Source organism: Streptomyces sp. NPDC002958 (assembly GCF_055563255.1).
The window spans coordinates 20651-42750 of the sequence record NZ_JBVHDS010000033.1; the positions used below are offsets into that span (position 1 = coordinate 20651).

A 22100-nucleotide genomic window follows, 5' to 3' on the forward strand; every position below is an offset into this window, starting at 1 on the left:
CAGGCCACTCCTTGGATCACCAACCGTTCAGATGGCGACGCCGATCCGTCGTCCAGAGAGGCGCTCGCTGCGCCGGGCACCCGCAGGGCCGCGGGGGCGCGCAGCCACACCCCTCAGGCCCTGTGCGCCGACCGGGCCGGCGGGTCATCGCCGCGGTCGGCCCCCATGCCCCGCACGCGTTCTCAACGCCACCCAGAGCAGCCTCACAGCTGTTCTGCCGCTGGAGCGACCCGTTCGGCATCAACTCCGGGCCCCTGGCCAACCCACCGCGCGAACGTCGGCCCCCGGCGGGGCGCCCGTCGTCGGCAAACGGGTGCACCGCAGACAGCCAACGCGGCTGTGTCCGCCCAGTGGGGAAGCGATGGACGGTGGATGCCGGAATCAGCCGGCACACCGTGAGAGAGGAACCGCAAGATGGAGCAGTCTGAGCTGGAGAGCAAGGTTCAGCAGCTGGAAACGGGTATGGCCGCCCAGGAGGCGACCATGGCCGGGGCGCAGGCCACGCAAGCGGCGGCGCAGGCAGGGATGACCTCGACGTTCGCCGCGACGCAGACGGGGACGTGGGCGGTGATGGCCACCGGCAGCCTGGCACTGCTGGCCGGAATCTTCCTCGGCATGGCCATCGCCAAGGACTGACAGCCGGCTCCTACCGGGAGCCGCCTTCTGGCTTGCGCCGCCCCTGTCTGACCCTGTGGTCCGGCGGGGGCGGCTCGCTGCGAGGTGGCCGCGGTCCAGCAGGGGATCCCAGCGTTCGCCTCACACGGTGAACGTTCCCCATGGGCGGGCGGGGCATGACCGCGGCGGTCCTGGAATCACTCGTTTGCGGGCCGCTGACCTCCACAGGGATACGGAGTGCACCGAAACCGGTTCATCGCGCTGGCCGAGCCGGACATCGAGGCGTACCAGGTCTGCCATCCGGGGGCAGAACTGATGGGCGCATAAGGCCGTACGGACCGCCCCGCGCGCCGCGGGGTGGCCGAGGCCTGCAGGATCGGCAGTGTGGATTTCCCGATCAAGGTGGCGCTGGCCCGGGCCGTCCCGACGCTGCCCGAGGGGCCGGGGTGGTGGTTCGAGCCGAAGTTCGACGGGCACCGTGTCGTCCTGCGCCGTACCGACGACACGGTGATCCTGTATGCCCGGTCCGGGAGGGTCGTCACGCCGTACTGGATGGACCTGGCCCTGGCCGGCATGGCTCTGCCACCGGGCACCGCGCTGGACGGCGAGGCAGCGATCTGGCGCGAGGAGCGGCTCGATTTCGCAGCCGCTCAGTCGAGGGCCGCGTCGTCTGTGACCCGGGCCCGTGCGCTTGCCGCCCGGCACTCGGCCTCGTACGCCTGCTGGGACCTCGTGCAGCACCCCAACCCGACCATCGGAGACACCCGCACCCTCCCCTACACCAAGCGGCGCGCCCTTCTCCTGGAACTGCTCGCCGATGTCGGACCGCCGCTCCAGCCCGTACCGGCAACCGACGACCGCGATGTGGCAGAACACTGGTACGAGACACTCCAGGAGCAGGGCCTCGTAGGAGTCATGGCCAAGCGCGGCACGGCCGCCTACCCGTCAGGACACCGCGGCTGGGTGAAAGTCCGCCACGCCGACACCGTCGACGCGGCGACGAGGGCCAGGTCAGGCTGTCCGCCCGCCTCGAGCCCGTCCTCTCCACACACATCGGCGCTGCCCTGACCGATGCGGAGGTGATAGGTGAGCGACGGGCGGAAGGCGAGATGTACACCCGGGTCCAGACCGACGTGACGGTGGAAATTCTGGCGGGATCAGGCCGGCACGGAACGCTCACGGTGGTGAGGATGCGGTGACCCCGGCCCTTCAGCCTGCTTCAACCAAGGCCTGTGCGCGCCATGCTGTTCACCGGCGGAGCCAGGTTTCAAGCAGGGCGTGCCGACGCGCTGCGGAGATGCCGGGCCCGGCGTGCTTGGGGCATCGTTCCAGGTGGGTGGGTTCGGGTCGTACCGGTGGTGTCTGTCGCGGGCACGACGCGGGGCCACCACTCGCCTTATCGCAACCGAAGTTCGGAGTGCCGCATGACAAATCCGAGCAGCCAGACAGCCAGCACAACAACGGCGACGATCCACAGGGCCTTCAGCGCGAAGCCGGCACCGAAGAGAAGCAGGGCGAGCAGAAGAACAAGAAACAGGGGAACCATAATTATCAACCTCCAGAACAGCGTGTGCCCTGGTATCAGCGCGCCATGCACCCGAGATTTATGTGTTTCTTATCCCTCAGTGCGGGCATGCAATACCGTCCCTGCGCCTCACCCATCTCGAACAAAGGACAGGCAACAGGCCGCACCTGCCGTTCCGCGCGCGCGGGTCTACGACTGCTCCCTCGCGGAATCGCGGATGCCCCGACCGGTAGAACTCTTCAGATCGAGGATGGGGACGTGGGTGCCCTATGTGAGGAGGTCGATCTTGTTCACCGGCGATCACGACCGCCTTGTGAGTTCGTCACCTTCGTCTTCGCCCTCCTCCTCATCCTCCCAGTCATCGTCCCCCTCCTCGTCCTCCTCCTGGTCCGCGTCTTCGTCTTCGTATTCGTCCTCCTCGTCGTCGCTGGTGCGGTCCGAATCCTCTTCCGGGGTCTCGTTGCCCTCGCCTTCTGAGTCCTCCTGAGCGGCCTCTTCCTCTTCCATGGCCTCTTCGTGGGACACGACGACTTCCCCGTCACGAATTTCACCGCGCCACCCCTCGGGCTCCTTCTCGGTGAGCGTGACGTATCGCTGAAAGTGCTTGAAGTCCAGTCGCATTCGACGCCCTTGGGCTCGCCATAGGTTCCCCGTCTTCTCGAAGAATCCGGACGGGTAGTACTCGACGACCAGAACGATTCGCGTCAGGCTGGGTGCCAGCTCATGGAAGCTGACCACACCACGGGTGCTCCCCTTGGCTCCCTCGGATGTCCAGACGATGCGGTCGTCGGGAATCTGCTCCTGGACGGTCGCCTTGAAGCTACGTGAGGAAGGGCCGACTTTGACCTTCCAGTCGCTGGACATCTCATCGCTCTTCGAGACGTCGCGAACGCCCTTGGCGAAGCTGCTGAATTTGTCGTACTGCGTCCAGTAGTCATAAGCATCGCGCAGGGGTACGCCCACATCGAGAGCCTCGATGATGTTCATGACCTTGGCTCCGCTGGACTTGCGTTTCCCTTTTCCTCCGCCGAAGGTTTCCTTGACCTTCCCTACGACGTTGTCCTTGACGCCCTTGGCTTTCTCCGTGACGAATGCCTTCATCGGGGAGTCGCCCTGGAGAATGCGGGAGCCGATCGCGGGAAGCGATCCGCTCTCGGCCACATCAGTGAGCTGTCCGGCGACGTCGGTCAGCTTGTCGCCCGCCTTCTCAGTCAGCTTCTCCACCTGTGCACTGAGGAAGCTGGACGCCTCCTCGCGAAGCCGGTCCATACCCGACTTTTCTGCCTTGGGCTCTTCTCTTTCTGTCCTGGTCATGACCGGTTACCTCCGACGATCGGCGCGGCTGGATGCTGCTTGCTTCGACGACGTCGGTTTTTTGGCCGCGGACTTCTTGGCAGGAGCTGTCTTCTTCGCCGGAGCCCTCGTCCGGGACGCAGACTTCTTGGCCGTCCGAGGCTTCTCTCCGCGGGCGGGAGCGGCCTTCTTGCGTGCCCCACCCTCGCGGGGCGCCCTTCTGGGCTTAGCTGATTGCCGAGAACCGCCGTGGCGCTTCGGCCGCGCCTCCGGCTCCTCCTCCTCCTCCTCCTCCTCCTCCGCTTCCTCCTCCTCCGCTTCCTCCTCCTCCTCCGCTTCCTCCTCCGGCTCCTCCTCTTCCGCTTCCTCCTCTTCCGCTTCCTCCTCTTCCGGCTCCTCCTCCCCCTCGTCCTGCTTCTCGCCGAGCCGGGCGGTGCGATCGCCGATGACGTCGGCCAGCGAACTCATGCCCCGGTCGGCGACGGCAGTCATTGCCTTGCGGCCCGCGTCGAGAACTTCCCCTTTCAGCTGATCCTGCAGCCCAGCGAACTGGGGCATCTCCCCGAGTCTGCGCACCCCTTCGGCTGCAAGCTGTCGAGGTTCAAGGCCGAATCGTCTGCCTGCCAGATAAGTCGCAATTGCCAGCGCCAGCCGGCCCTTTTTCGTCCGGCCCAGCACATATCCGCCCACTACCGCGGCCGCGAGCGTCACCTTGGCTGTGTTATCCATGAGCGAGTCACCTTCGATCGTTCCGCACGTCCCAACTCGTGCAGCATGCAGCCGACGAGCAGCCGTTCCTCTTCGAACCCCTCGGTCTCCGTCGCAGGCCTGGGTTCAGTACGCCAGCCGGGCACTGAACAGTCCTCGGCCGTGCACTCGCGCCCAGGCACCATTGAGCTTCTCCGCCACCCAGACGACCGGAGCAATAGGCGGGGTGAACAGCAACGTCAGTCCGCCGTCAGACGCTGGCGCCAGCTCCACAAGGCGCTGGTCCGCCGCCTACCGCCGAGGGGATTTCCCAGCGCGCAGCGTTCTCCCGCCATAAATCCAGTCTGATCGCTATCGGGAGCTGTGCATCTTGAAGGGAAACCGCCGCGCTCCCCAAGGTCACCGAGTTGATCACCCCAGCCCTCCAAGAGGGCGGCCAGACCGACTACGGACGTATCCACGGCGACCTGCACCGCGAAAACATGATCGCCATGTCCGACGGCCGCATCGGCATCATCGACTTCGATGACTGCGGCATCGGTGACCGACTCCTCGACATCGCCACCGTCCTCTCGTCCGTCCACCGGATCGCACGGGAACCGGGCTCTTACGAGGAGTTCACCCGCGCGTTCCTGGCCGGCTACGCCCAGGTGCGGTCCCTGCCAATCGACTTTGCCCGGCTCCTGGAGCCCTACCTGCTACTGCGCGACGTTTTCATCCTCAACTTCGTCACCACCTCGGCACCCGTCAACGCCGGTGTCGCCTCATGGGGCCGCGCCGCATCGCCGGCATCCTGGCGAACATGCAGGCGTACGTGGAGGGGTGCCCCTACCCGGGCACCGTCACCTGTGAGCAGTCCTGAGGGTGTTGTCACGTTGGTGAGGTGTTGATCGATCGAGGGCGCGTCACAAGCTGTTGTCTTTCCGATCGTGCGGTCGTTCTTGATCGAACAGGGAGCTGGATCGGGTGAGTTCGCCGCTATGCGCGCATGAAGAAAGGGCCTCCTGGTAGCTCGCGGTTATCGAAGCCAGAGCGACAGGGAGGCCCTTGTTGTTGCAGTCTTGCGTGGTCCCGTTCGTTCAGTCCAGCCCGTCCACCCCAGGGTGTGACTGTCTCGCCCACAGGTTCGGGAACGCGGCCGATCACCCCAGCCGGAAGCCCTGTTACGGCTCGGACATGAGTGATGCGGAGTGGGCGGTGGTCCGGCAGGCTTTTCCGACGCCGGCGTGGATGGAGAGCCGGGGCGGCAGGCCCGAGGGCTACTGCCACCGCCAGATACTCGACCAATGCCACGAAGTTAAGCGCTCGGCGGCGGTGTCAAGGGTGGGCGAGATGTGGGAGGGGCCTCTGCTATCCAGGGGAACGACCAAGATCTTCCTGAGAAAGCAGAGGCACAGTGGTCCAGTCTGTCACGGGCGGAACCGATGACGTGTTCGCGCCTGGCCACATCGGCGAGTTAACGCAGGTCATCCCACCCGAGTTGGTGGATGCGGTATTGGACGAGACCGGGGCACGCGAGCGACGACTGAGAAGCCTCCCCTCTCGCGTCGGCGTGTACTTCGTGCTCGCGCTCGGCCTGTTCGGGCATCTGGGCACCGGACTGGTGTGGGGCAAACTCGCGGCCGGACTGGCCGCCAGAGTGCCGCAGCCGTCGGAGAAGGCACTTCGCGATCTGCGCCGGCGGGTCGGGGTGGCCCCGCTCAAGCGGCTGTTCGACGTGCTGGCCGGCCCGTTGGCCCAGCCGTCCACGCCCGGAGTGCGTTACCGCCGCTGGCGTACGGTCGCCTTCGACGGCTGCGGGAGCCTGTCCGTCCCCGACCACGAGCGCAACCGGTCCTGGCTCGGCCGCACCGAACGCCGCTACGGCCCGACCGGCTACCCCCGGCTGATGCTCATGACCCTGTGCGAAACCGGCACCCGCGGCCTGATCGCAGCGGTCTTCGGCCCCGCCTCGCAAGGGCCGAAACACCGAGCCCAGTGCCGGGATCATCGACAGTCAGTCGGTGGACGCCTCCGAAACCGTCAGCGAGGACAGTCGCGGATACGACGGCGGGAAATCACGTGACGGGCGTAAGCGCCACATCCTGACCGACACCGAGGGCCTGCTCCTCGAGGTGACCGTGACCACGGCCGATCTTCACGACTCAAAGGCCGCCCCCGCGCTGCTGGAGACGTTCATGACCGATCCGGGTCGGCTGCTGAAATTGGTGTGGGTCGACAGCGCCTACCAGGGCCCGGCCCTGGCCAAGGCGTTCGCCCGCCACGGAGTCCGGATCGAGGTCGTGCGCCGATCCGACGGACAACGCGGATTTGTCGTACTGGCCCGCAGGTGGGTGGTGGAAAGAACGCTGAGCTGGCTCTCGCGATCACGCCGTCTCAACCGCGACCACGAACGCCGGGCCGATCACCACACCCAGATGGTGTGGTGGGCTGCCATGATCAGGCTGTCCCGGCGCCTGGCCGGAGACGCCCCGCGCTGGCCGGAGAAGCGTCCCGACCGACTGCCCCGGGCGCGGGCATGAACCGTCCGTTCTTCTCCCGCAGCAGCCAGCCCCGCTTCTCCAGCGCATAGGCACTGTGACGGACCTTCTCCACCTCATTCTTGATCTCCGTCTCCCGGCCCACCGCCCGCGCCAGTTCCACCCCGCTCACCGGCCCCGACGCGGCCGCCACCGCGGCAAACACCTCCCGATACAGGCCACTGAGCACCTCCTCACCCATACCCGACCGCCACACCGGCGGCCGCTCGTCATACCCCGCCCCCGCACCAGAGCCGCTCGACCCCACAGCGGCAGCCACCTCACCACCACACGGCACGGAAGCCGGCGTATTCACCGCGCTCTCCTCGGCCAGCACCGACACGAGCTCCTCCCGCCCCACCCGAGCCCGATCGACACGCTCCCGCGCGGCATTCACCTCCGCCTGAGCCTGCTCCAAGACCTCCGTCCAGGACTCCAGATCCTGCCTCGCCCGCGCCTCACGCCGTTCCATCAACCCCAGCACCGACGGCATCGCATCCTCCTCGATCAACAACAAGCCGTCCGCTGCCTGCCCCTACCCCTCCACGGTCATGCTCCGAGCACGAAGAAGCCCCCGCTCATCGAACAAGGACTCCCTTTGCCACAACGCACTCACTGCCCCACTGGCTCTGCTTCACCCTGTCGAAAACAGAGGGGGAGAAGGCCAGTTCAGTCCTGGGTGTCAACCGATGTGACACCAAACTGAACTCACTGCGCGGTTCCTACTCGACCGCCTTCACCACCGACGCCACCGTGCCCGATGTGAAGGCGACCGGGCCTGTTCAACTGCGCCTGGCCGAGCACGGGGTGAAACCCGGCGAACACTACCTGGACTCCGGCTACCCCTCCGCCGATCTGATCACCACCGCGCTGGAGCGGGGCATCCGTATGGTCACCCCGGTCCTGCTGGACCACTCCGCCCAGGCCAAGGCGCACACCGGCTTCGACAAGAACGCCTTCGCCATCGACTGGAAGGCCCGACAGGTCCGCTGCCCCGCCGGGAAGAGAAGCGCGCACTGGAACCCGGTGAAGCAGCACGGCGCGGACGCGATCGTCATCACCTTCAGCGTTCTCACCTGCCGCCCCTGCCCCTTCCAGAAACAGTGCACCAGCTCCGCGCTGGGCCGGCGCATGCTCACCCTGCGGCCCAGGGAACCGCACGAGGCCCTCGTCCGGGCCCGCGCCGAGCAGAAGACGGAGACCTGGAAGGCCAAGTACGCCCTGCGCGCAGGAGTGGAGGGCACCATCAACCAGGCCCTGGACCTTACCGGCATGCGCCGGGCCCGCTACCGCGGACTGCCGAAAGTCCGTCTCCAGCACGCCTTCTCCGCCACCGCCCTCAACGTGATCCGACTCGACGCCCACTGGACCGGACACAACCAGCACCACACCCGCAGCAGCCGCCTCGAACACCTCGCCTACCGGCTCACGGCCTGACCCCGGAATTGCGCAGCAGAGTCATTAGGGCAACAAAGTCAGTGGCCATGGACGCGCTCTCCTTGCTCAGTGCTGCAGAGCACATAAGCCTAGTTAAACCCTCACCTCGCGGCCATAGATATTGATCCACCCGTAGCGCAGCATTTCGGGAAGAGCGGTCGCTGTTCACGGCTCGAAGGGCACAACTATTCCGGTGGCACCGTCCTGCCCGACGTCGGCCCCATCGGCCCGTACGCCGGTCTCGACACAGATCAGGGCCGCACAGCTGTTGCTGCGCGGCCCTGATCACGTGCGCCCCAGATCCCGCCACGTCGCCTGAAGGCCGGCGCCACTGTTCGGGTGAACCAGTTGGACAGCAGGGCCTGCCCGGGGGCAGCCGTAGGCTCCGAGCGCGGGCGGGAAGGTCAGGCGGGGTTGATGTTCTCGGCCTGGGGGCCCTTCTGGCCCTGGGTGACGTCGAACGTCACGGCCTGGCCTTCCTGGAGCTCACGGAAGCCCGAGGAGTTGATCGCAGAGTAGTGGGCGAACACGTCCGGGCCGCCGCCGTCCTGGGCGATGAAGCCGAAGCCCTTCTCCGCGTTGAACCACTTCACAGTTCCCGTAGCCATGTCTCATGCCTTCCAGCCGATGAACGCCTCCCACAACGCGCGGAAGGCGGAGGTGATCGCCCTGGTTCCTGCGGCACAGCACAGCAGAACGCCCACGCCGAGGACGTGGGCGAAGGGGAACTTCCGAACCATGACAGCTGACGCAGACGCTACACGTCCGCACACCCTGTCACCAGAGGAAATGAGCCATGCTCCACACCCCCGACATGTGCGTGCGGTACCCGCCGGGTACCCGGCGGGCACCACCACCTCAGTCCGCGGTCGTTGGGTTCTCTGATTCGGCGGCGCGGCGGTATTCGGCGTTGATGCGCTGGGCTTCTTCGAGCTGGTCTTCGAGGATGACGATGCGGCAGGCGGCCTCGATGGGGGTGCCCTGGTCGACGAGTTCACGGGCGCGGGCGGCGATGCGCAGCTGGTAGCGGGAGTAGCGGCGGTGGCCGCCCCCGGAGCGGAGCGGGGTGATCAGGCGGGCTTCCCCGATGGCGCGAAGGAAGCCCTGGGTGGTGCCGAGCATCTCGGCGGCCCGGCCCATGGTGTAGGCGGGGTAGTCGTCGTCATCGAGACGGCCGAACGAGTCGTCTGCTGTCACTTGCACCTCTCTATGGAACGCGTGGAGGGGCCCGGGTGCCGTATGGCACCCGGGCCCCGAAGGAACTGCTACACCATCTGCCGGCCCTGATACTGCACCGGCCCTCTGTTTCCGCAGACCCGACCTGAACACTGTCGGGGGCGCGGGGATCGCGGTTGCTTGACCGGAGACCACCTCACTATCGATGTCCTGCGGTACCCGGGCCCAGTGATTCCACCCGGGCGATCCTGATGGCGCTCAACTCCTCCGTTCTTCCCTCTGGATGAACTACTTACCAAACGGGAACTGCGTACTGCTGGTACTGCGAACTGCTGATGGCCTCGAACAGCGCCACTCTTCGGCAGCCAGCCCCGTCGCCCGTCCTGCGTCTGCTCTGGCTTAGAACCCTGCTGTCGAACCTCCCGGTACGCGCGCCCGCAGCCGACGCCTTTACCGAGGAACCACTGACAACCTCACTGCTGGTACTGCGAATTGCACTTACCGAACTTCTACTGCGTGAACTGCGGTACTGCTCACGGCGGCCCCTGATCACTACGGGCCACCCGGTCCGGTCGTCAGTCCCGTCGCCGTCCCGCAACAACCCTGACTTCGGAACTCCACCACCGCACCGTCCTGCGAACTCCTTGTACTACTGCCCGGCAGTTCGTCTCTGCCGGGCCTTGCTGATCTCGGCTACGAGAGAAACCATAACCACACCACCACCCAATGTCTACTCCGGCCACCATAGATTTTTGGTGCGCTAGGCAGAGAGATAGTCGACCTCGACCGCAGAAGGGCACGCGGATGAATACCTTGCCGCCGTCGACGACGACGGTGTCCGGAACGATCACCGGCTTCGCAGCGGACTGCTCCATCCGCGCGTCGATGTCGAGCAGCTGCCGGTGCGGCATCTGGGAGGCCGCCATCCGCAACGACGCCGACCAGCCCGGCAGCCTCCGGCAGCGACTGAAGCAAACCGAACGGCACTGTCACGTTGTTGGGTGGGTGTCTGACGGCGTGACAGGGTGTGGTGCGGTCGGGTTCCGGCTGTGTGCTCAGGGTGTGGTGGGCAGGCCGGTGGCGCCGGTGATCTGCTCCCAGATGGTGAAGCGGACGGTCATTTCGGCGCGGTAGTCGGGTGCGGCCATGAGGTGGCGGCGGGGTCGGAAGTGGGGTGAGATGCCGCTGAACGCGGACAGGAAGCGTTGTGCTCCGCCGGCGGAGCGGAAGCCTTTCATCGCGCGTTCACGCTGTCTGGTGGGCTGGTGGTGCTGTCACGTTGTTGGGTTGCAGGTGCCTGACGGTGCGTCGTGGCCTGGTGGGGCCCGGGGTCCGGGCCTGTGGTCAGGCCGTGGTGGGCCGGCCGGCAGCTTGGGTGATCTGGTCCCAGATCGCGAAGCGGACGGTCATCTCGGCTCGGTGGTCGGGGGCTGTCATCAGGTGGCGGTGAGGGCGGAAGTGGGGTGAGATGCCGCTGAACGCGGACAGGAACCGCTGGGCCCCGCCGACGGAGCGGAATCCCTTCATGGCGCGTTCGCGCTGCCGCGTGGGCTGATGACTGTTCTCCGCCCGGTTGTTCAGGCCCTTGTGGGAACGGTGTTCCACCGAGGGCATGACCTCGCGGTGCGCCGCGCCGTAGGAACGGAGCTTGTCGGTGACGACCACCCTCGGCACCGTACGGGTCTTCTTCATCAGGCGGCGGAAGAAGCGTCCTGCCGCGGCCTTGTCCCGGCGGCTCTGCAGGAGGATGTCGAGCACGTTGCCGTCCTGGTCGACGGCCCGCCACAGGTACTTCTGCTCTCCGTTGATCTTCACGAAGACCTCGTCCAGGTGCCACTTGTCCCCGGGCCGTGGCCGACGGCGGCGCAGTCCGTCCGCGTAGACCTGGCCGAACTTGGCGGACCAGGGCACTGTCACGTTGTTGGGTGGGTGTCTGACGGCGTGACAGGGTGTGGTGCGGTCGGGTTCCGGCTGTGTGCTCAGGGTGTGGTGGGCAGGCCGGTGGCGCCGGTGATCTGCTCCCAGATGGTGAAGCGGACGGTCATTTCGGCGCGGTAGTCGGGTGCGGCCATGAGGTGGCGGCGGGGTCGGAAGTGGGGTGAGATGCCGCTGAACGCGGACAGGAAGCGTTGTGCTCCGCCGGCGGAGCGGAAGCCTTTCATCGCGCGTTCACGCTGTCTGGTGGGCTGGTGACTGTTCTCGGCCCGGTTGTTCAGGCCCTTGTGGGAGCGGTGCTCGACGGAGGGCATGATTTCGCGGTGAGCTGCACCGTAGGAGCGAAGCTTGTCCGTGACGACCACCCGCGGTACCGCACCGGTCTTCTTCATCAGCCTGCGGAAGAAGCGCCTGGCCGCGGCCTTGTCCCGCTTCCCCTGGACGAGGATGTCGAGCACGTTGCCGTCCTGGTCGACGGCCCTCCACAGGTACTTCCGCTCGCCGTTGATCTTGATGAAGACCTCGTCCAGATGCCATTTGTCCCCGGGCCGGGGCCGTCGGCGGCGCAGCCCGTCGGCGTAGGCCTGCCCGAACTTCACACACCACCGGCGGACCGTCTCGTACGAGACGGTGACACCGCGCCGGAGCATCAGCTCCTCCACCTCACGGAAGCTGAGCGGAAAGCGGAAGTACAGCCACACGCAGTGGGAGATGACCTCGACCGGGTACCGGTGCCCCTTATACGACGGCAACGCGCTCACCACGGACGATCCCCCTCCAGCATGATCAACTTCGAGGATCCTCCCACGCCGCCCGCCAACGTGACAGTGCCGCAGCTTGTACTCCGCGGAAAAAGTCCGCCGCTTCGGACGGGGCGCCGGATCCGATCCGGAGCTACGGGGGGTGGTGCTGGCCATGCCGGGGTGTACTCCTGTCTCGCCCTTCCAGCCTAACCCGGCAAAGCGGGCGTCTCAGCCAAGGCTGTCAGAGAGGGCGTTCCGGTTCAGGATCGCCGAACCGGGCTATGAGGACCTCAGCGACTGGTGGAGTGCAACTCCTCTCCCAGAGAGGTCAGTCGGGAGTGCTGAGCCTCAGGGTTTCAGCCGTTGCTACGGTGGGCGAATGCCGATACGAAGACATGAGGACGAAGCCCTTGCTGAGGCATGGGAGGCTCTCACCCAATGGTTGGCGGAACATGCTCCTACGTCATATGCCTCCCTGCTACCGCCGGCGCCGGAGGAGGACATCGCCGCGGCGGATGATCAGCTAAGGCAACGCCTCGGGTACGGGCTGCCTGCCGAGTTGAAGGCGCTGTGGCGGCTTTGCGGTGGGGTGGAGCACCAGGAGATCGAAGGCGACGAGGAGGGGGAGGTCGGCTCGGGGGCCCTCCTGCCCGGCGGAATCATGTTCACTCCGGAGCAGGCCATGTCCGCGGTGCTTCTCGGCGGCAGCAGCGGGTGGGGCGCACCGGTTGTTCCCTGGCTCACACGGGACGAAGCCGGGCCTGAGTCCGGCCACTACGCAGGCCCTGACGGTGTTGGCTCCTGGGAGCTCCCTGAGGGGATCGATGATCCGCGGTATCCGTCGATCGCCGCCTACCTGGAGGCCGTTCACCGCACCCTGACGGCGGGGCCCGCTGATTTGATGGGCTCGTCCGGCGTGCCAGGCATCGTCTATCGCTGCCTGATCTGGGATGACCCGCAGAGCTCGTGGCTGACGGATGCCGCCGAAGACTGGGCGCCGCTTCACTGAATGCAGCTGGTCGGCACCGGGCCAGGGCTCGGTGCCGACCAGCGTAGTGCTTAGGGCTTGGCCATCGTGCAGACGAGGTCAGCCATGGTGGTGTCGCAGCCCTTGAACCAGGCATCGCCCGGGTCGAGGGTGTACCTGTCCTTGTCGATGATCCGGAACTTCTTCAGGAACGCTTCGTAGAAGTTGTCCAGGCTCATCGAACCGGAGTTGACCTTCAGCGACATGGACGACCGGCCGCAGTTCTCGTTGAACGTCGGTGCGTCGTATCGAGTGTCGTCCAGAAGGTGTTCGCTGCCGTCGTCGGTCTTGGCCGCAACGGTCTGGATACACTCGCCGCCGCCGTTTGCACCGGCTGGGTTCTGTCCTTCGTTCGCCGCCGGAACTCCCGGGGACTGGTAGGTGGAGGAGAACGGGAACTCGTCACAGGACACCGACTCGGAGGCCCCTTCGGTGATCTCCGGGTGCAGAGCCGTCCACGGGTGCTTGAGGAACGGCTTGTTCGGGACCCAGCCGTCGGTCCGCTTGGAGCGCGACTTGGGGCACATCACCTTGTCTCGGTTGTCTTTTCGCTCATACAACGACTCGTTGCGCTCCTTCTTCGGAAGGTACTGCAGCGCATCAGAGCGGGTCTTACCGCTCCCCTTGACCTTCGACTTGTTCTGGATCAGCCAGGCATGCGCCGCAGCCGACGGGTACTTGGCGGTGTTGAACTTGTACTCGGGGAAGTACTGCGGCAGTACACAGCCGGCATCCGCACCGTTCGCCGCGACCTTGTCGCACCGCACATCGATGGCGGGGGACCGCCACGGTCCGCTGTCCTGGTCCTTGTCGCCCTTGCCGTCCGGCGGGCCCGACTCGGTGACGAAGTGGCCCACGAACCACACCGGGAGCTTCTTCGATAGATCGATGTCGCGTGCACCCCCGGCGCTATTGACGCTGCCATTCCACTTGTGGTCGGCGGTGCCGGTGGCCATGTGCCCGTCTGTCGGATCGTGCTCACCGCCGCCCTTCCAGCTCAGGTCATTGAAGAAGTCGAAGTTCTTCGCTCCCGATCCGCCTTCACAACCGTCGCTGTAGCACATGGAGTCGATGAAGGCGTCCTCGCCGCCGTCACCGAGCAGCACGGCCCGATCGTCCGGCGGGAAGTCGTTATAGACCGGGTTGATCTCGATCCAGGTTTTGATCTCAGCCGTCTTCGGGTCGGTTTTGACCTGGAAGGCGAACTCGAAGTCAGCGCGGTATGTGGCGACCGGGAGCCCCAGGTAGGTGTACGTCACCTGGTAGCTCATGTCGTAGAACAGGCACGCCTCGTTACGGGTGATCAGCGACTTCTGTGCGTCACCGTACAGCGATGGCTGGCACCATGAGTCCTTGATGATCGGGTCGGGGTAGGACGGCGCCCTGGTGCGCATGGCCTGAGCCGCCTTACGGGTGCCCTCCAGGGACCGTTCCATCTTGGGCGTGACGGTGACCTTCGTGCCGCCCTTGGCGAAGGTGCGGGGCTCCCAGCCCTTCCAGCCGGAAGCATCGGAGCCGGATTTCGGCGGCGCCTGCGGTGTGTCGGTCTGGACCGGCGGTGCGGCGTTCGGATCCAGTTTCGGGATCGCAATGTCGATTTTCTGCTTGCGGTTGTAGTCCCGGGTCCCGGAGGTGAATCCATAGTCCTTGATCGGCCCCACATTGCCTGCCCGGTCGACCGTGCGGGTCTGCACTGCGTGGTTGCCGTCTGCCGCCGGGGTCAAGGTGTACGTGGCATCCCTCGCCGTCCCGGTGGTGGCGGGCACCGATTGCCAGCCGTAGTCGGCCGCGTCGTCCTCGTACGGGTCGAGGCGGTACTGGACCTCATTGGCATCCGAGGCGCCGGTGGTGACGTCGAAGACACCCTCGATGCCAGCGCCGCCGCCACCCCAGTTCTCCGGATACGTCGCTGAGGAGATCGCCTCGGGCTCGCCGGGGGCGGTGGTGTCGACGACGAACTGGGTCCAGGGGGACCAGCTGAGGTTGTAGTGGGTGCCGTCGTAGGCGTTGGTGCGGAACTTGTAGGTCTTGCCGTCCTGGAGCTGGCCTGCCGGAACGATGACGGAGGCGGGCTTCCCGGAGTCGACGAAGTCCGAGACGATCAGGCCCTCGCCGGCCGGTGTGGTGATCGGGGCGTTCGTGGCGGCGTCGTAGACCTGGAAGGTGACGTTGACCTTGTCGCCGTCCGGGTCGGTGACGGTGTCCCGCAGAGTCGGAGTGGTGGTGTTGACCGCCCACACGCCCGCGTACGACTTGAACGGCGTGCCGGCCTGCCGGTTGGTGCCGTCGGAGGGGCGGTAGTTGTAGGTGACGGACAGCTTGGGCTGGTTGGCCGCGTTGTTCGCGGAGTTGACCCGCTTCCACGCCTTGGTGTCGTCGGTGGCGGCGCGCAGACCCATGTGGCCGCTGGTTGCCTTGGCAGACGCCCAGGACTGGACGAGCGTGTCGACGTCGGCGTTGATCCAGCCGTCCGGCTGCGTAGCGGCGCAGTCCGGGTTGCCCTTGGTCTGCGTGGAGGAGTGGTACTCCTGCTTCCAGGTGGGCTGCGACGTCCACCGCGAGGACGTGGACGGGGCGCTGGTGTCCCAGACGGTCCAGGACTGGGCGCTGCAGTCGGTGTTGCCAGAGTGGAAGTTCCACAGCGCCAGGTTGGTGTCGACGATCAGCGCGTCCTGGATCGGCGTGGTGTTCCACGTGATGAAGGAGCGCGCCGTGCGCGGGGTGCCGTCGGCGTTCTTCGTTCCCGGGTTGCCGAGGTCGAGTTCGACATCGGTGGACCAGTCGACGGTCTCGCCCTGCTGCACGTAGGTGTCGAAGGTGTTCGCCAAGGCGGAGGTGGACGGGTCGACGGTGACCGGGAACTTCGTCTGCGGGTCGGCGAGGAACTTCGCCGAGGGGGTGATGACCAGGTCGACCTCCCCTGGGCCCTTGTCGACGACCTTCATGTCGACGCGGGAGCGGTTGGTGTGCTCGCCGGAGCGTTGGTCGACGGCGGAGTCCCACATGACCGGGGCGGGCATGGTGGCGCGCTTGGCACCGGTCTTGGCGTCGGTGAAGGTGAGCGAGCCGTCCTTGTTGGCCTTGGCCTTCAGGCCCTTGGCCTTGACCGGGAGGGTGTAGGAGTAGCCGCCGGCACTCGGCCGCTCCGCGATCTCGACGAACTGCTCGAAGCCGGTGCGGGTCGCCTCCACGATGACGTCCGCACCGGGCACCGCGTTCTTGTAGCGGGCGCGCGTACCCTCCAGCTCGGGCTCCGGAAGACCGCCCTTCCACTGCAGCGTCACGCTTTCATCGCCCTGGCCGAGGGTGACCAGGTCGCGGGGCGCGGCGTCCTTCGCGGCACGCACGGAGGCGGCTTTGGTGCCGCCCTTGCCGGCCAGGCGCAGGCCCTTGGGGTGGTTCTTCGCGCCCACGGAGCCGTCGGCCGCGCGGGCAAAGGTGACGTCGACCTGCTGCCACTTCCCGCCGCGCCAGACGCGTTCGGGACCGGAGGTGAGCTCCGTGGTCAGGGTGCCGTCGGGGTTGGCGACGGTGTACGTCGTCTCGGTCGTCTCGTCGGTGACGACGACCTTCTTACCGGTCTTCTTCGCCTCCAGGATCGCCCACGCCTTGGAGCCATTGGCGTGTGCGGCGGCCCAGGCCATGTCGGAGGCGAGGATCTCGCCCTCGGACGGCTGCTGGGCCTTCGTCGGAGCCGACTTCGGCTCGGGGGTTGCCGCGACGGCCGTACCGCCGGCGACGAGAGCGGCCTCGGCGACCAGCAGCAGCGCTGCTGCCGCCGCCCTACGGGACATCCGTCTGCCCCGTTTTGGCCCGGAGAACTGTGTGTCAGGAGACACGAAGTGATGCCTTCCTCTTGGGAATTCGATCGTCTGTGCGAAGCGCACAGACGAATGACGGTATGCACACCAAGCGGAGGGCAGTAGTCCGGTTTCGGCCGTACGGAGGGCTTCGGATTGTGCAGGCCGTGATGAAGTTGATCTTGCAGGGGTGGGGCGCCTCAAACATCGGATTAGTCACACACTGGCGCAGGAAGAGGGGCGTACGCGGCTACTCGCCAGTCACCGATTCGCGGACATTCCGCGGACGATCCGCAGATATTCCGCGAGCAATCCGTGGATCTCGGACGAACCGACGACAAAGCCTCAGGCGGTTCTCAAGTCGTCGTGCCGAGTGGTGAATTCTGGCTGGAAACAAGCGTCCGGGGCCCTCGACGCCGAGGAGAGATGTGGGCGACCACCCGGTGCAGGCGAAGTCACGCAGCGCTACACGCCACCGACGAGGACCGGCGCGGCCTGACCGCGCTGTTCTGGTCCAACGTCAACCCGTACGGCACCTTCCGCCTCGACATGGACAAGCGCCTCGAGCTCGGGCTGTCCGCCGGCGTGCACCGCACCCGAGCTCCGGCGGGCGCGGGGCTTGAGCAGCAACCGAACCGTCAGTGGCGTTAGCGAGTCGTCGGGGCGCGTGTTATCGCCACTGACGGTTCCGATGCGGAAGGCCGCAGGTTAGGAGGGGTAGGTCCAGGTGGTGCCGGTGCCCTTGTACTTGGTGACGCTGATCGCTGGATGCCCTCGCTCATACGGGCGGTGTAGAGAGCCCCATACAGGTGGTCGACCTCGTGGCAGACCAGGCGGGCCATGGCGTCGGTGAACACGGTGACGGTGCGGACGCCGTCCAAGCCCGTGTGCTCGACCTCCAGCCGGCGCGGGCGGGGCACCACGCCGCGGAAGGCTACGCAGTGGCCGCTCGGGATGATCTCGCCCGGAGCGAGTAGAGGATCGGGAGGTAGGTGTCACCGAACGGGAACCGACAAGTGCCGTCGGGTCCTTGAGGCAGGATGCGACGTCCGGGGAATTCGGCCTCGGTGTGCTCGACGAGCCGGTCGACGATCAATCCCGATCCAGCGGCCGCTGTCACGATCTCGCCCACCGAGTGCGGGTACTGGACCACCTCCTGTGCGGTCATCGGCAGGTCCGGGTCCGCATATGTGTCCGTTACGACCTCACGCTGGGGCTCTCCTCCGCCGTAGGGCCAGTCGGCCACGAGCGGCTCGTAGGTGGCCAGGGTCTGGTAGGCGGGATGCAGGTCGACCAGCACCAGCCTTCCACCCGGCCGCAGTGGCGTCGCCGCGATGAGTCCGGGCGCCCCGGGTGGGAGGCAGCACCTGGAACCAGGAGGTGTCCCTGGTCAACCAGTTCTATGAGTGGGCTCTCCAGAAGCGGCATATCGCAGCTGTCCCGATCCCGCACCGTGCGAGACGGCCGGCACCGATCGGCACGGTGATGATCTGCGATTTTTTGGCGGTGGTGGTTCGGCATGGTGATGTCAGTGCGGTAGCTGCGGTGTCTGTGCTGTTCAGATGGTCGCGGTGAGTGGATTCGGGTGGTGACACGGTTGCCGATTTGGTGCTGACGTTTTTGGTGATGGTGCGGGTCGGTTTGTTGCCGGTCGGTACAGCACGGTGTGTGTTGTTGTTGGTCAGGGCTGTGGTGGCAGGGGGTTGGGTGCTGAGAGTTGAGGCGGGGGCGGCCGTGTCGCTTTCTACGGTGCGGGCTTCAGGTTGGAGCGGATTCCTGTTGCGGTGAGGCGGAGTTGTTCGCCGTCCTGGACTGTGATGAGGGGGAATAGCGGGGTGTCCGGGGCGCGGTCCTTGAGCTGTCCGTGAATGCCGGCGGCGCGTACGAGGCGGCGTGTCCAGGTGGGGAGTGGGTAGAGCCGGCATCGGCGGTGGGCTGTGCTGTCGTGGATTTTGACGGTGGTCGCTGTTTCGTCGATGTCGATACCGCGGATAAGCGCGAGCTGGCTGATGTCTGCCCCGGTGACCGCGTGGATGGTCAGAGCTGTCGCGTGCAGCGGGTGTGCCACCGTGGTCAGCCGTGCGGCGAGAATGTCTGCTGGTGTGTGGTCACGCCCTCGCGCGGACGGTGCGCCGCTCGTTGTGGAGGCGAGCTCGGGTGCGCCTTGGCACCGGGCGCGTGCGGGACGGTCTATGACCATGCCGGCGGGCGGCGTCTGAGGGCTGATCCACTGCCCGTCGTCCTGGGAGGGGTTGGCTCGATGTGCCGCTGCTGTCCGACGTTTCGCGTGCCGGTCCGTGAGGGGTCTGTCCGGTCAAGAGCGATACGGGCCTGGGGGAGGGTCTCGATGATGTGGTGCGGGGTTTCTTCGAGGAGCGTTCGCAAGGCCGGGCCGGCCGGTCGGTGCCAGAGGAGGGTGAGGCGGATACCGCACCGTTCCCGCAGGGCGAGCAGTTGTCTGAATCGGGTGTGGGTGAGGCGGTCGGTGCGGCAGACGATGAGGTGCCCGGTGTGGTGGGTGAGTATCCAGGTGGCGACGGCGTCCCAGGCGGGGCGCTGGGAGTCGGCCCATGTCCCGTACGTTTCTCCGTCTTGGGGGAGTCGTTTGCCCAGGGCATAGAGGAGGCCGTGGGCGAGGGCGGCGGGTGCTCCGTTGGCGGGGCTGGGGTCGACGGTCAGACGACCCAGGGCGGGTTCGTGTGCGGTATGCGCGGCGGCCGTCCATGCGGGGTGGTCGTCCTTGTCGTGGATGACGGTGACCGGTGGTGGGCCGCCGATGGTCACTACATGCCGCCGATTTTGCTGTAGACCCAACGCACGAGGTCTTCGTCGACGTGTCCGAGGTTCAGTTTCTTCATGCCGGAGAGGATGTGGGTGGTGATGTTGGCCCAGTTGCGGAAGCTGCCGTGGGCGGCTTGCTTGTCGATCGCGTCGATCAGCGCGGTGTCCACGTCCGCCCAGACGGGGTGGAAGGCGGGAATCGTCTCCCTCACTTCGTCCTTGGACATCCGGGTGAACTCCTGCCAGATGAAGATCCGGGAAGCCAGCATCGGCTCACGGCGCAGGACCTTGTAGCAGCCGTCACCCCCGGCGAAGATCACAGCGATGTTGGTGCGCTTGTCGTCCCACAGGTGGCGCCAGAACTCGAACCCGGTCTTCTTCATCCACTGCGCCTCGTCACAGACCAGGACCCGGAATGCCTCGGCGAGCGCCTCCTTGAGGAGGGTGTCGAACTCGATCGGGCGGGCCGGCGGCTCACCCGGCAGCCCCAGTGCCTGGAAGAGACCGTGGCGGATGTCCCGGGGAGTCGGTCCGGCCCGCAGCTCCAGACGGTGGGTGATGTCCGGGGCGAGATGCCGCAGTGCTGAATTCACCGACATCGTCTTACCGGATCCGGCCGGCCCGTAGACACACATCATGGCCTTGGCCTCGATGACGGCCTCGATGTTGTCCCGGGTGGTCAGCAGCGTGTCGGTGCCGACCAACTGCGCCTGCTCCAGGCCCAGGAAGTGGTCTTCGCTCTCGTCGGGCAGCAGCCCGTAGTCCAGATCAGCGATCATCAGCCGTGGTCCTCAGGGGTAGTGGTACGTGGTGGCCTGGGGCGGGCCCAGGTATCGGGCGCGGGGCCGTGCGGAACGAGACCGGGGCGGGCCAGGGCGCGGCGGTTCGTCTGAGCCGCCGCGCCCAGTTCCTCTTCGGCCTGCGCGGAGGTCGGGGAGATGAGAGGACGGGGCGGGGTCGCGGTGGTGGAGGCTTCGAAGCGCCGGCGGCGCAGCTTCTCCGCGGCCTTCAGATCAGCCTTGAGCCGACGGGCGGCCGCGGTGCGTGCGGCCTGGACGGAGCGGATCTGCTCCCGGCTCGCCGCGGCGGCCAGGAATGCCGAACCAAGGTGGCGGCCGGTTGTGGCGTCGAAGACTTCGATGGTGTCGTCGTGGTGGGGCAGGTGCCGTACCGAGACTTTGGTGCCGGTCCGGCCGTTCATCCACGGTGCGAGGTAGTCACGCCGTCGCCACCGCACCCCGGACGTACTGATCGTGTACGTACGCCCGTCGTCCTCCAGAGCGAACGTCGCCAGCTGCCCCGCGGACACGTCCGTGAGCGGCGTCGCGTCGGCCAGCCACGCCTGGAGGGGGGTCTTCCCGTTCAACGCGGACGGGCGGTGGCGGGTGTTCCACCAGGGTCACCCAGTCCAGCAGCAGCCCCACGAAAGCCTCATACGTCAGAGGTGGGGCGTCGGGGTCGGCGAGCCGGCCGCCGGTGAGTTTCTGGCGGCCGGTGTAGCGAGGGAGCGAGACGAGGAACATCTCCTCCACCGCGTCGTTCAACGCCTCGATCGTCCCCTTCAGATGCGGGGTGTAGGCAGGCAGATCGGTCACGGGAACGGCGAGCGCACCCATTGCCGCGGCGACCGTCGCGCACAGGAACTCCTTGCCGCGGTCGACCCGGATCTGACCGGGCAGCCCGCCCACCGGACCGAACGGCTCGCTGCGGGTAATCGCGATCCGCAGGGACGCCAGCACCGCGTCCCTGCTCGGAGCGTGCGCGGTGACCGCCACACCGGTGATCGACTTGGTGGCGCAGTCGATGAACCAGGTCACCCACGGAGTGGCCAGCTCACCCTCCACGTCGACCTCGACGGGCACGTGCTTGTGGTCGCCCTCCCACGCCGCGTTGCGGTGCGTGGCCGGGCGCTGCCCGAACACGTCATGCGCGCGCCGCGCCGCTTCCCCGCTCTTGAGCCCTGCCCGCTCCCCGCGGGTCAGGTCCCGGCGGATCGCCCGGTGCAACGTCGACAGCGACGGCACCGCAGGCGCTTCCGGATCCTCGGCCGCCCGCTGCATCAGCTCGGCGTGCACACGAGAGGCGTTACCGCCCCACAGCGCCAGCAGCCGCCGGACTTCCGTCGTGACCGTGAAATGGGACGACTCCACCCGGGCGAGGCGATGATCCTCACGGGCAACGGCCAGCCACCGCCACACCGTCCGCTCCGACTTCCCCAACGCCTGCGCCACCAGACGCACATGCGCCGCCGTTAACTCACCGCGACTGTCGAGGTCCATCAGCCGGGGCATCGCCGCCGCCCGCCCCGACGCCGGCGGGAACACGGCCACCGGACCGTGTAAGGGATCCTCGCCACGTCTTCCGGGCATCGCGGCCCCTTCCCACGAGCATCAGGGCGGCACGAGTTGCCGCCCTGGTCTCAGGTATCCCAGTCCTTCTGCACTCGGCTGACCGGTATCGGCATACGACTGACAGCAGTCGCCACCATCCGATAAAGCCTCCTCCACGCAGGACGCGGTAGACGAGCTGCTCGACCATGCG

General features: G+C 66.7%; 20 protein-coding genes and 5 pseudogenes. 8 read left to right on the forward strand and 17 right to left on the reverse strand.

What is annotated here, in order from left to right; genetic code table 11:
• Nucleotides 1-414 precede the first annotated feature (414 nt).
• Nucleotides 415-636 (forward strand): hypothetical protein, encoded by a 222-nt coding sequence (locus tag ACZ3IC_RS31390; RefSeq protein ID WP_467421780.1) that lies wholly within the window; start codon nucleotides 415-417, stop codon nucleotides 634-636.
• A gap of 363 nt (nucleotides 637-999) precedes the next feature.
• Nucleotides 1000-1683, forward strand: coding sequence for an ATP-dependent DNA ligase (locus ACZ3IC_RS31395; RefSeq protein WP_467421782.1), 684 nt, complete (start codon nucleotides 1000-1002; stop codon nucleotides 1681-1683).
• 328 nt (nucleotides 1684-2011) lie between these two features.
• On the opposite strand, the gene ACZ3IC_RS31400 is transcribed toward ACZ3IC_RS31395, so the two are convergent.
• From ACZ3IC_RS31400 to ACZ3IC_RS31410, 3 genes are all read right to left on the reverse strand, one after another.
• Nucleotides 2012-2161, reverse strand: a complete 150-nt coding sequence (locus ACZ3IC_RS31400) for a hydrophobic protein (protein WP_467421784.1) — start codon at nucleotides 2159-2161, stop codon at nucleotides 2012-2014.
• Nucleotides 2162-2440: 279 nt separating this feature from the next.
• Nucleotides 2441-3454 (reverse strand): SRPBCC family protein, encoded by a 1014-nt coding sequence (locus tag ACZ3IC_RS31405; RefSeq protein ID WP_467421786.1) that lies wholly within the window; start codon nucleotides 3452-3454, stop codon nucleotides 2441-2443.
• Nucleotides 3455-3460: 6 nt separating this feature from the next.
• Nucleotides 3461-4162 carry a histone protein gene (locus ACZ3IC_RS31410; protein WP_467421789.1) on the reverse strand — a complete coding sequence of 234 codons (702 nt, stop codon included), beginning with the start codon at nucleotides 4160-4162 and terminating at the stop codon, nucleotides 3461-3463.
• 386 nt (nucleotides 4163-4548) lie between these two features.
• Here ACZ3IC_RS31410 and ACZ3IC_RS31415 point away from each other — a divergent pair, with 386 nt between their 5' ends.
• From ACZ3IC_RS31415 to ACZ3IC_RS31425, 3 genes and pseudogenes are all read left to right on the forward strand, one after another.
• Nucleotides 4549-5031, forward strand: coding sequence for a phosphotransferase enzyme family protein (locus tag ACZ3IC_RS31415; protein ID WP_467421791.1), 483 nt, complete (start codon nucleotides 4549-4551; stop codon nucleotides 5029-5031).
• Between the two features lie 506 nt (nucleotides 5032-5537).
• Nucleotides 5538-6098 (forward strand): annotated as a pseudogene (locus tag ACZ3IC_RS31420) (transposase domain-containing protein); the annotation flags it as partial.
• A gap of 46 nt (nucleotides 6099-6144) precedes the next feature.
• On the forward strand, nucleotides 6145-6663 hold the full coding sequence (locus tag ACZ3IC_RS31425) for a transposase (protein WP_467421793.1): 519 nt from the start codon (nucleotides 6145-6147) through the stop codon (nucleotides 6661-6663).
• Here ACZ3IC_RS31425 and ACZ3IC_RS31430 read toward each other — a convergent pair.
• The gene (locus ACZ3IC_RS31430; protein WP_467421795.1) at nucleotides 6581-7177 is read right to left on the reverse strand and encodes a hypothetical protein; all 597 of its coding nucleotides are present in this window, start codon (nucleotides 7175-7177) and stop codon (nucleotides 6581-6583) included. The genes ACZ3IC_RS31425 and ACZ3IC_RS31430 overlap by 83 nt on opposite strands.
• A 236-nt stretch (nucleotides 7178-7413) precedes the next feature.
• Here ACZ3IC_RS31430 and ACZ3IC_RS31435 point away from each other — a divergent pair, with 236 nt between their 5' ends.
• Nucleotides 7414-8097, forward strand: a complete 684-nt coding sequence (locus tag ACZ3IC_RS31435; protein WP_467421797.1) for a transposase — start codon at nucleotides 7414-7416, stop codon at nucleotides 8095-8097.
• Nucleotides 8098-8501: 404 nt separating this feature from the next.
• Here ACZ3IC_RS31435 and ACZ3IC_RS31440 read toward each other — a convergent pair whose 3' ends face one another.
• From ACZ3IC_RS31440 to ACZ3IC_RS31465, 6 genes and pseudogenes are all read right to left on the reverse strand, one after another.
• Nucleotides 8502-8705, reverse strand: coding sequence for a cold-shock protein (locus ACZ3IC_RS31440; RefSeq protein ID WP_019072426.1), 204 nt, complete (start codon nucleotides 8703-8705; stop codon nucleotides 8502-8504).
• A 3-nt stretch (nucleotides 8706-8708) separates the two neighbouring features.
• Complete coding sequence (locus ACZ3IC_RS31445) at nucleotides 8709-8837, reverse strand: hypothetical protein (RefSeq protein WP_467421800.1); 129 nt, start codon at nucleotides 8835-8837, stop codon at nucleotides 8709-8711.
• A gap of 118 nt (nucleotides 8838-8955) precedes the next feature.
• Nucleotides 8956-9294 (reverse strand): MerR family transcriptional regulator, encoded by a 339-nt coding sequence (locus ACZ3IC_RS31450; protein ID WP_467421801.1) that lies wholly within the window; start codon nucleotides 9292-9294, stop codon nucleotides 8956-8958.
• Nucleotides 9295-10328: 1034 nt separating this feature from the next.
• A pseudogene (locus ACZ3IC_RS31455) lies at nucleotides 10329-10541 on the reverse strand (IS6 family transposase); the annotation flags it as partial.
• A 76-nt stretch (nucleotides 10542-10617) separates the two neighbouring features.
• Nucleotides 10618-11178 (reverse strand): annotated as a pseudogene (locus ACZ3IC_RS31460) (IS6 family transposase); the annotation flags it as partial.
• A gap of 74 nt (nucleotides 11179-11252) precedes the next feature.
• Nucleotides 11253-11972 (reverse strand): IS6 family transposase, encoded by a 720-nt coding sequence (locus ACZ3IC_RS31465; protein WP_467421804.1) that lies wholly within the window; start codon nucleotides 11970-11972, stop codon nucleotides 11253-11255.
• Nucleotides 11973-12540: 568 nt separating this feature from the next.
• Between ACZ3IC_RS31465 and ACZ3IC_RS31470 the strand changes: the two genes are divergently transcribed.
• Nucleotides 12541-12960, forward strand: a complete 420-nt coding sequence (locus tag ACZ3IC_RS31470) for a hypothetical protein (RefSeq protein ID WP_467421806.1) — start codon at nucleotides 12541-12543, stop codon at nucleotides 12958-12960.
• Between the two features lie 1916 nt (nucleotides 12961-14876).
• On the opposite strand, the pseudogene ACZ3IC_RS31475 reads toward ACZ3IC_RS31470, so the two are convergent.
• Nucleotides 14877-16772, reverse strand: a pseudogene (locus ACZ3IC_RS31475) (DNRLRE domain-containing protein); the annotation flags it as partial.
• A gap of 432 nt (nucleotides 16773-17204) precedes the next feature.
• On the opposite strand from ACZ3IC_RS31475, the gene ACZ3IC_RS31480 reads away from it, so the two are divergent.
• Nucleotides 17205-17429, forward strand: coding sequence for a hypothetical protein (locus ACZ3IC_RS31480; protein WP_467421808.1), 225 nt, complete (start codon nucleotides 17205-17207; stop codon nucleotides 17427-17429).
• Here ACZ3IC_RS31480 and ACZ3IC_RS31485 read toward each other — a convergent pair.
• The 6 genes and pseudogenes from ACZ3IC_RS31485 to ACZ3IC_RS31510 form a co-directional block, all read right to left on the reverse strand.
• Nucleotides 17426-17701 carry a peptide deformylase gene (locus ACZ3IC_RS31485; protein ID WP_467421811.1) on the reverse strand — a complete coding sequence of 92 codons (276 nt, stop codon included), beginning with the start codon at nucleotides 17699-17701 and terminating at the stop codon, nucleotides 17426-17428. The two genes, ACZ3IC_RS31480 and ACZ3IC_RS31485, sit on opposite strands and share 4 nt — an antisense overlap.
• Nucleotides 17702-17712: 11 nt before the next feature.
• Nucleotides 17713-18078, reverse strand: a complete 366-nt coding sequence (locus tag ACZ3IC_RS31490; protein ID WP_467421813.1) for a hypothetical protein — start codon at nucleotides 18076-18078, stop codon at nucleotides 17713-17715.
• Nucleotides 18079-18522: 444 nt separating this feature from the next.
• Entirely contained in the window at nucleotides 18523-18846 is a 324-nt protein-coding gene (locus ACZ3IC_RS31495) for a hypothetical protein (RefSeq protein WP_467421815.1), read from the reverse strand.
• A gap of 122 nt (nucleotides 18847-18968) precedes the next feature.
• Entirely contained in the window at nucleotides 18969-19562 is a 594-nt protein-coding gene (locus ACZ3IC_RS31500; RefSeq protein WP_467421818.1) for a hypothetical protein, read from the reverse strand.
• Nucleotides 19562-20338, reverse strand: a complete 777-nt coding sequence (locus tag ACZ3IC_RS31505) for an AAA family ATPase (RefSeq protein WP_467421820.1) — start codon at nucleotides 20336-20338, stop codon at nucleotides 19562-19564. Before ACZ3IC_RS31505 ends, ACZ3IC_RS31500 begins: the two co-directional genes overlap by 1 nt.
• A pseudogene (locus ACZ3IC_RS31510) lies at nucleotides 20338-21850 on the reverse strand (transposase). Before ACZ3IC_RS31510 ends, ACZ3IC_RS31505 begins: the two are co-directional and overlap by 1 nt.
• Nucleotides 21851-22100: the final 250 nt, after the last annotated feature.

Bases quoted from the DNA above. Each gene is read 5' to 3' on its own strand.
- ACZ3IC_RS31405 (WP_467421786.1), bottom strand. From the start codon at position 3,454: ATGACCAGGACAGAAAGAGAAGAGCCCAAGGCAGAAAAGTCGGGTATG.
- ACZ3IC_RS31390 (WP_467421780.1), top strand. From the start codon at position 415: ATGGAGCAGTCTGAGCTGGAGAGCAAGGTTCAGCAGCTGGAAACGGGT.
- ACZ3IC_RS31445 (WP_467421800.1), bottom strand. From the start codon at position 8,837: ATGGTTCGGAAGTTCCCCTTCGCCCACGTCCTCGGCGTGGGCGTTCTG.
- ACZ3IC_RS31505 (WP_467421820.1), bottom strand. From the start codon at position 20,338: ATGATCGCTGATCTGGACTACGGGCTGCTGCCCGACGAGAGCGAAGAC.
- ACZ3IC_RS31410 (WP_467421789.1), bottom strand. From the start codon at position 4,162: ATGGATAACACAGCCAAGGTGACGCTCGCGGCCGCGGTAGTGGGCGGA.
- ACZ3IC_RS31480 (WP_467421808.1), top strand. From the start codon at position 17,205: ATGTGGGCGACCACCCGGTGCAGGCGAAGTCACGCAGCGCTACACGCC.
- ACZ3IC_RS31440 (WP_019072426.1), bottom strand. From the start codon at position 8,705: ATGGCTACGGGAACTGTGAAGTGGTTCAACGCGGAGAAGGGCTTCGGC.
- ACZ3IC_RS31400 (WP_467421784.1), bottom strand. From the start codon at position 2,161: ATGGTTCCCCTGTTTCTTGTTCTTCTGCTCGCCCTGCTTCTCTTCGGT.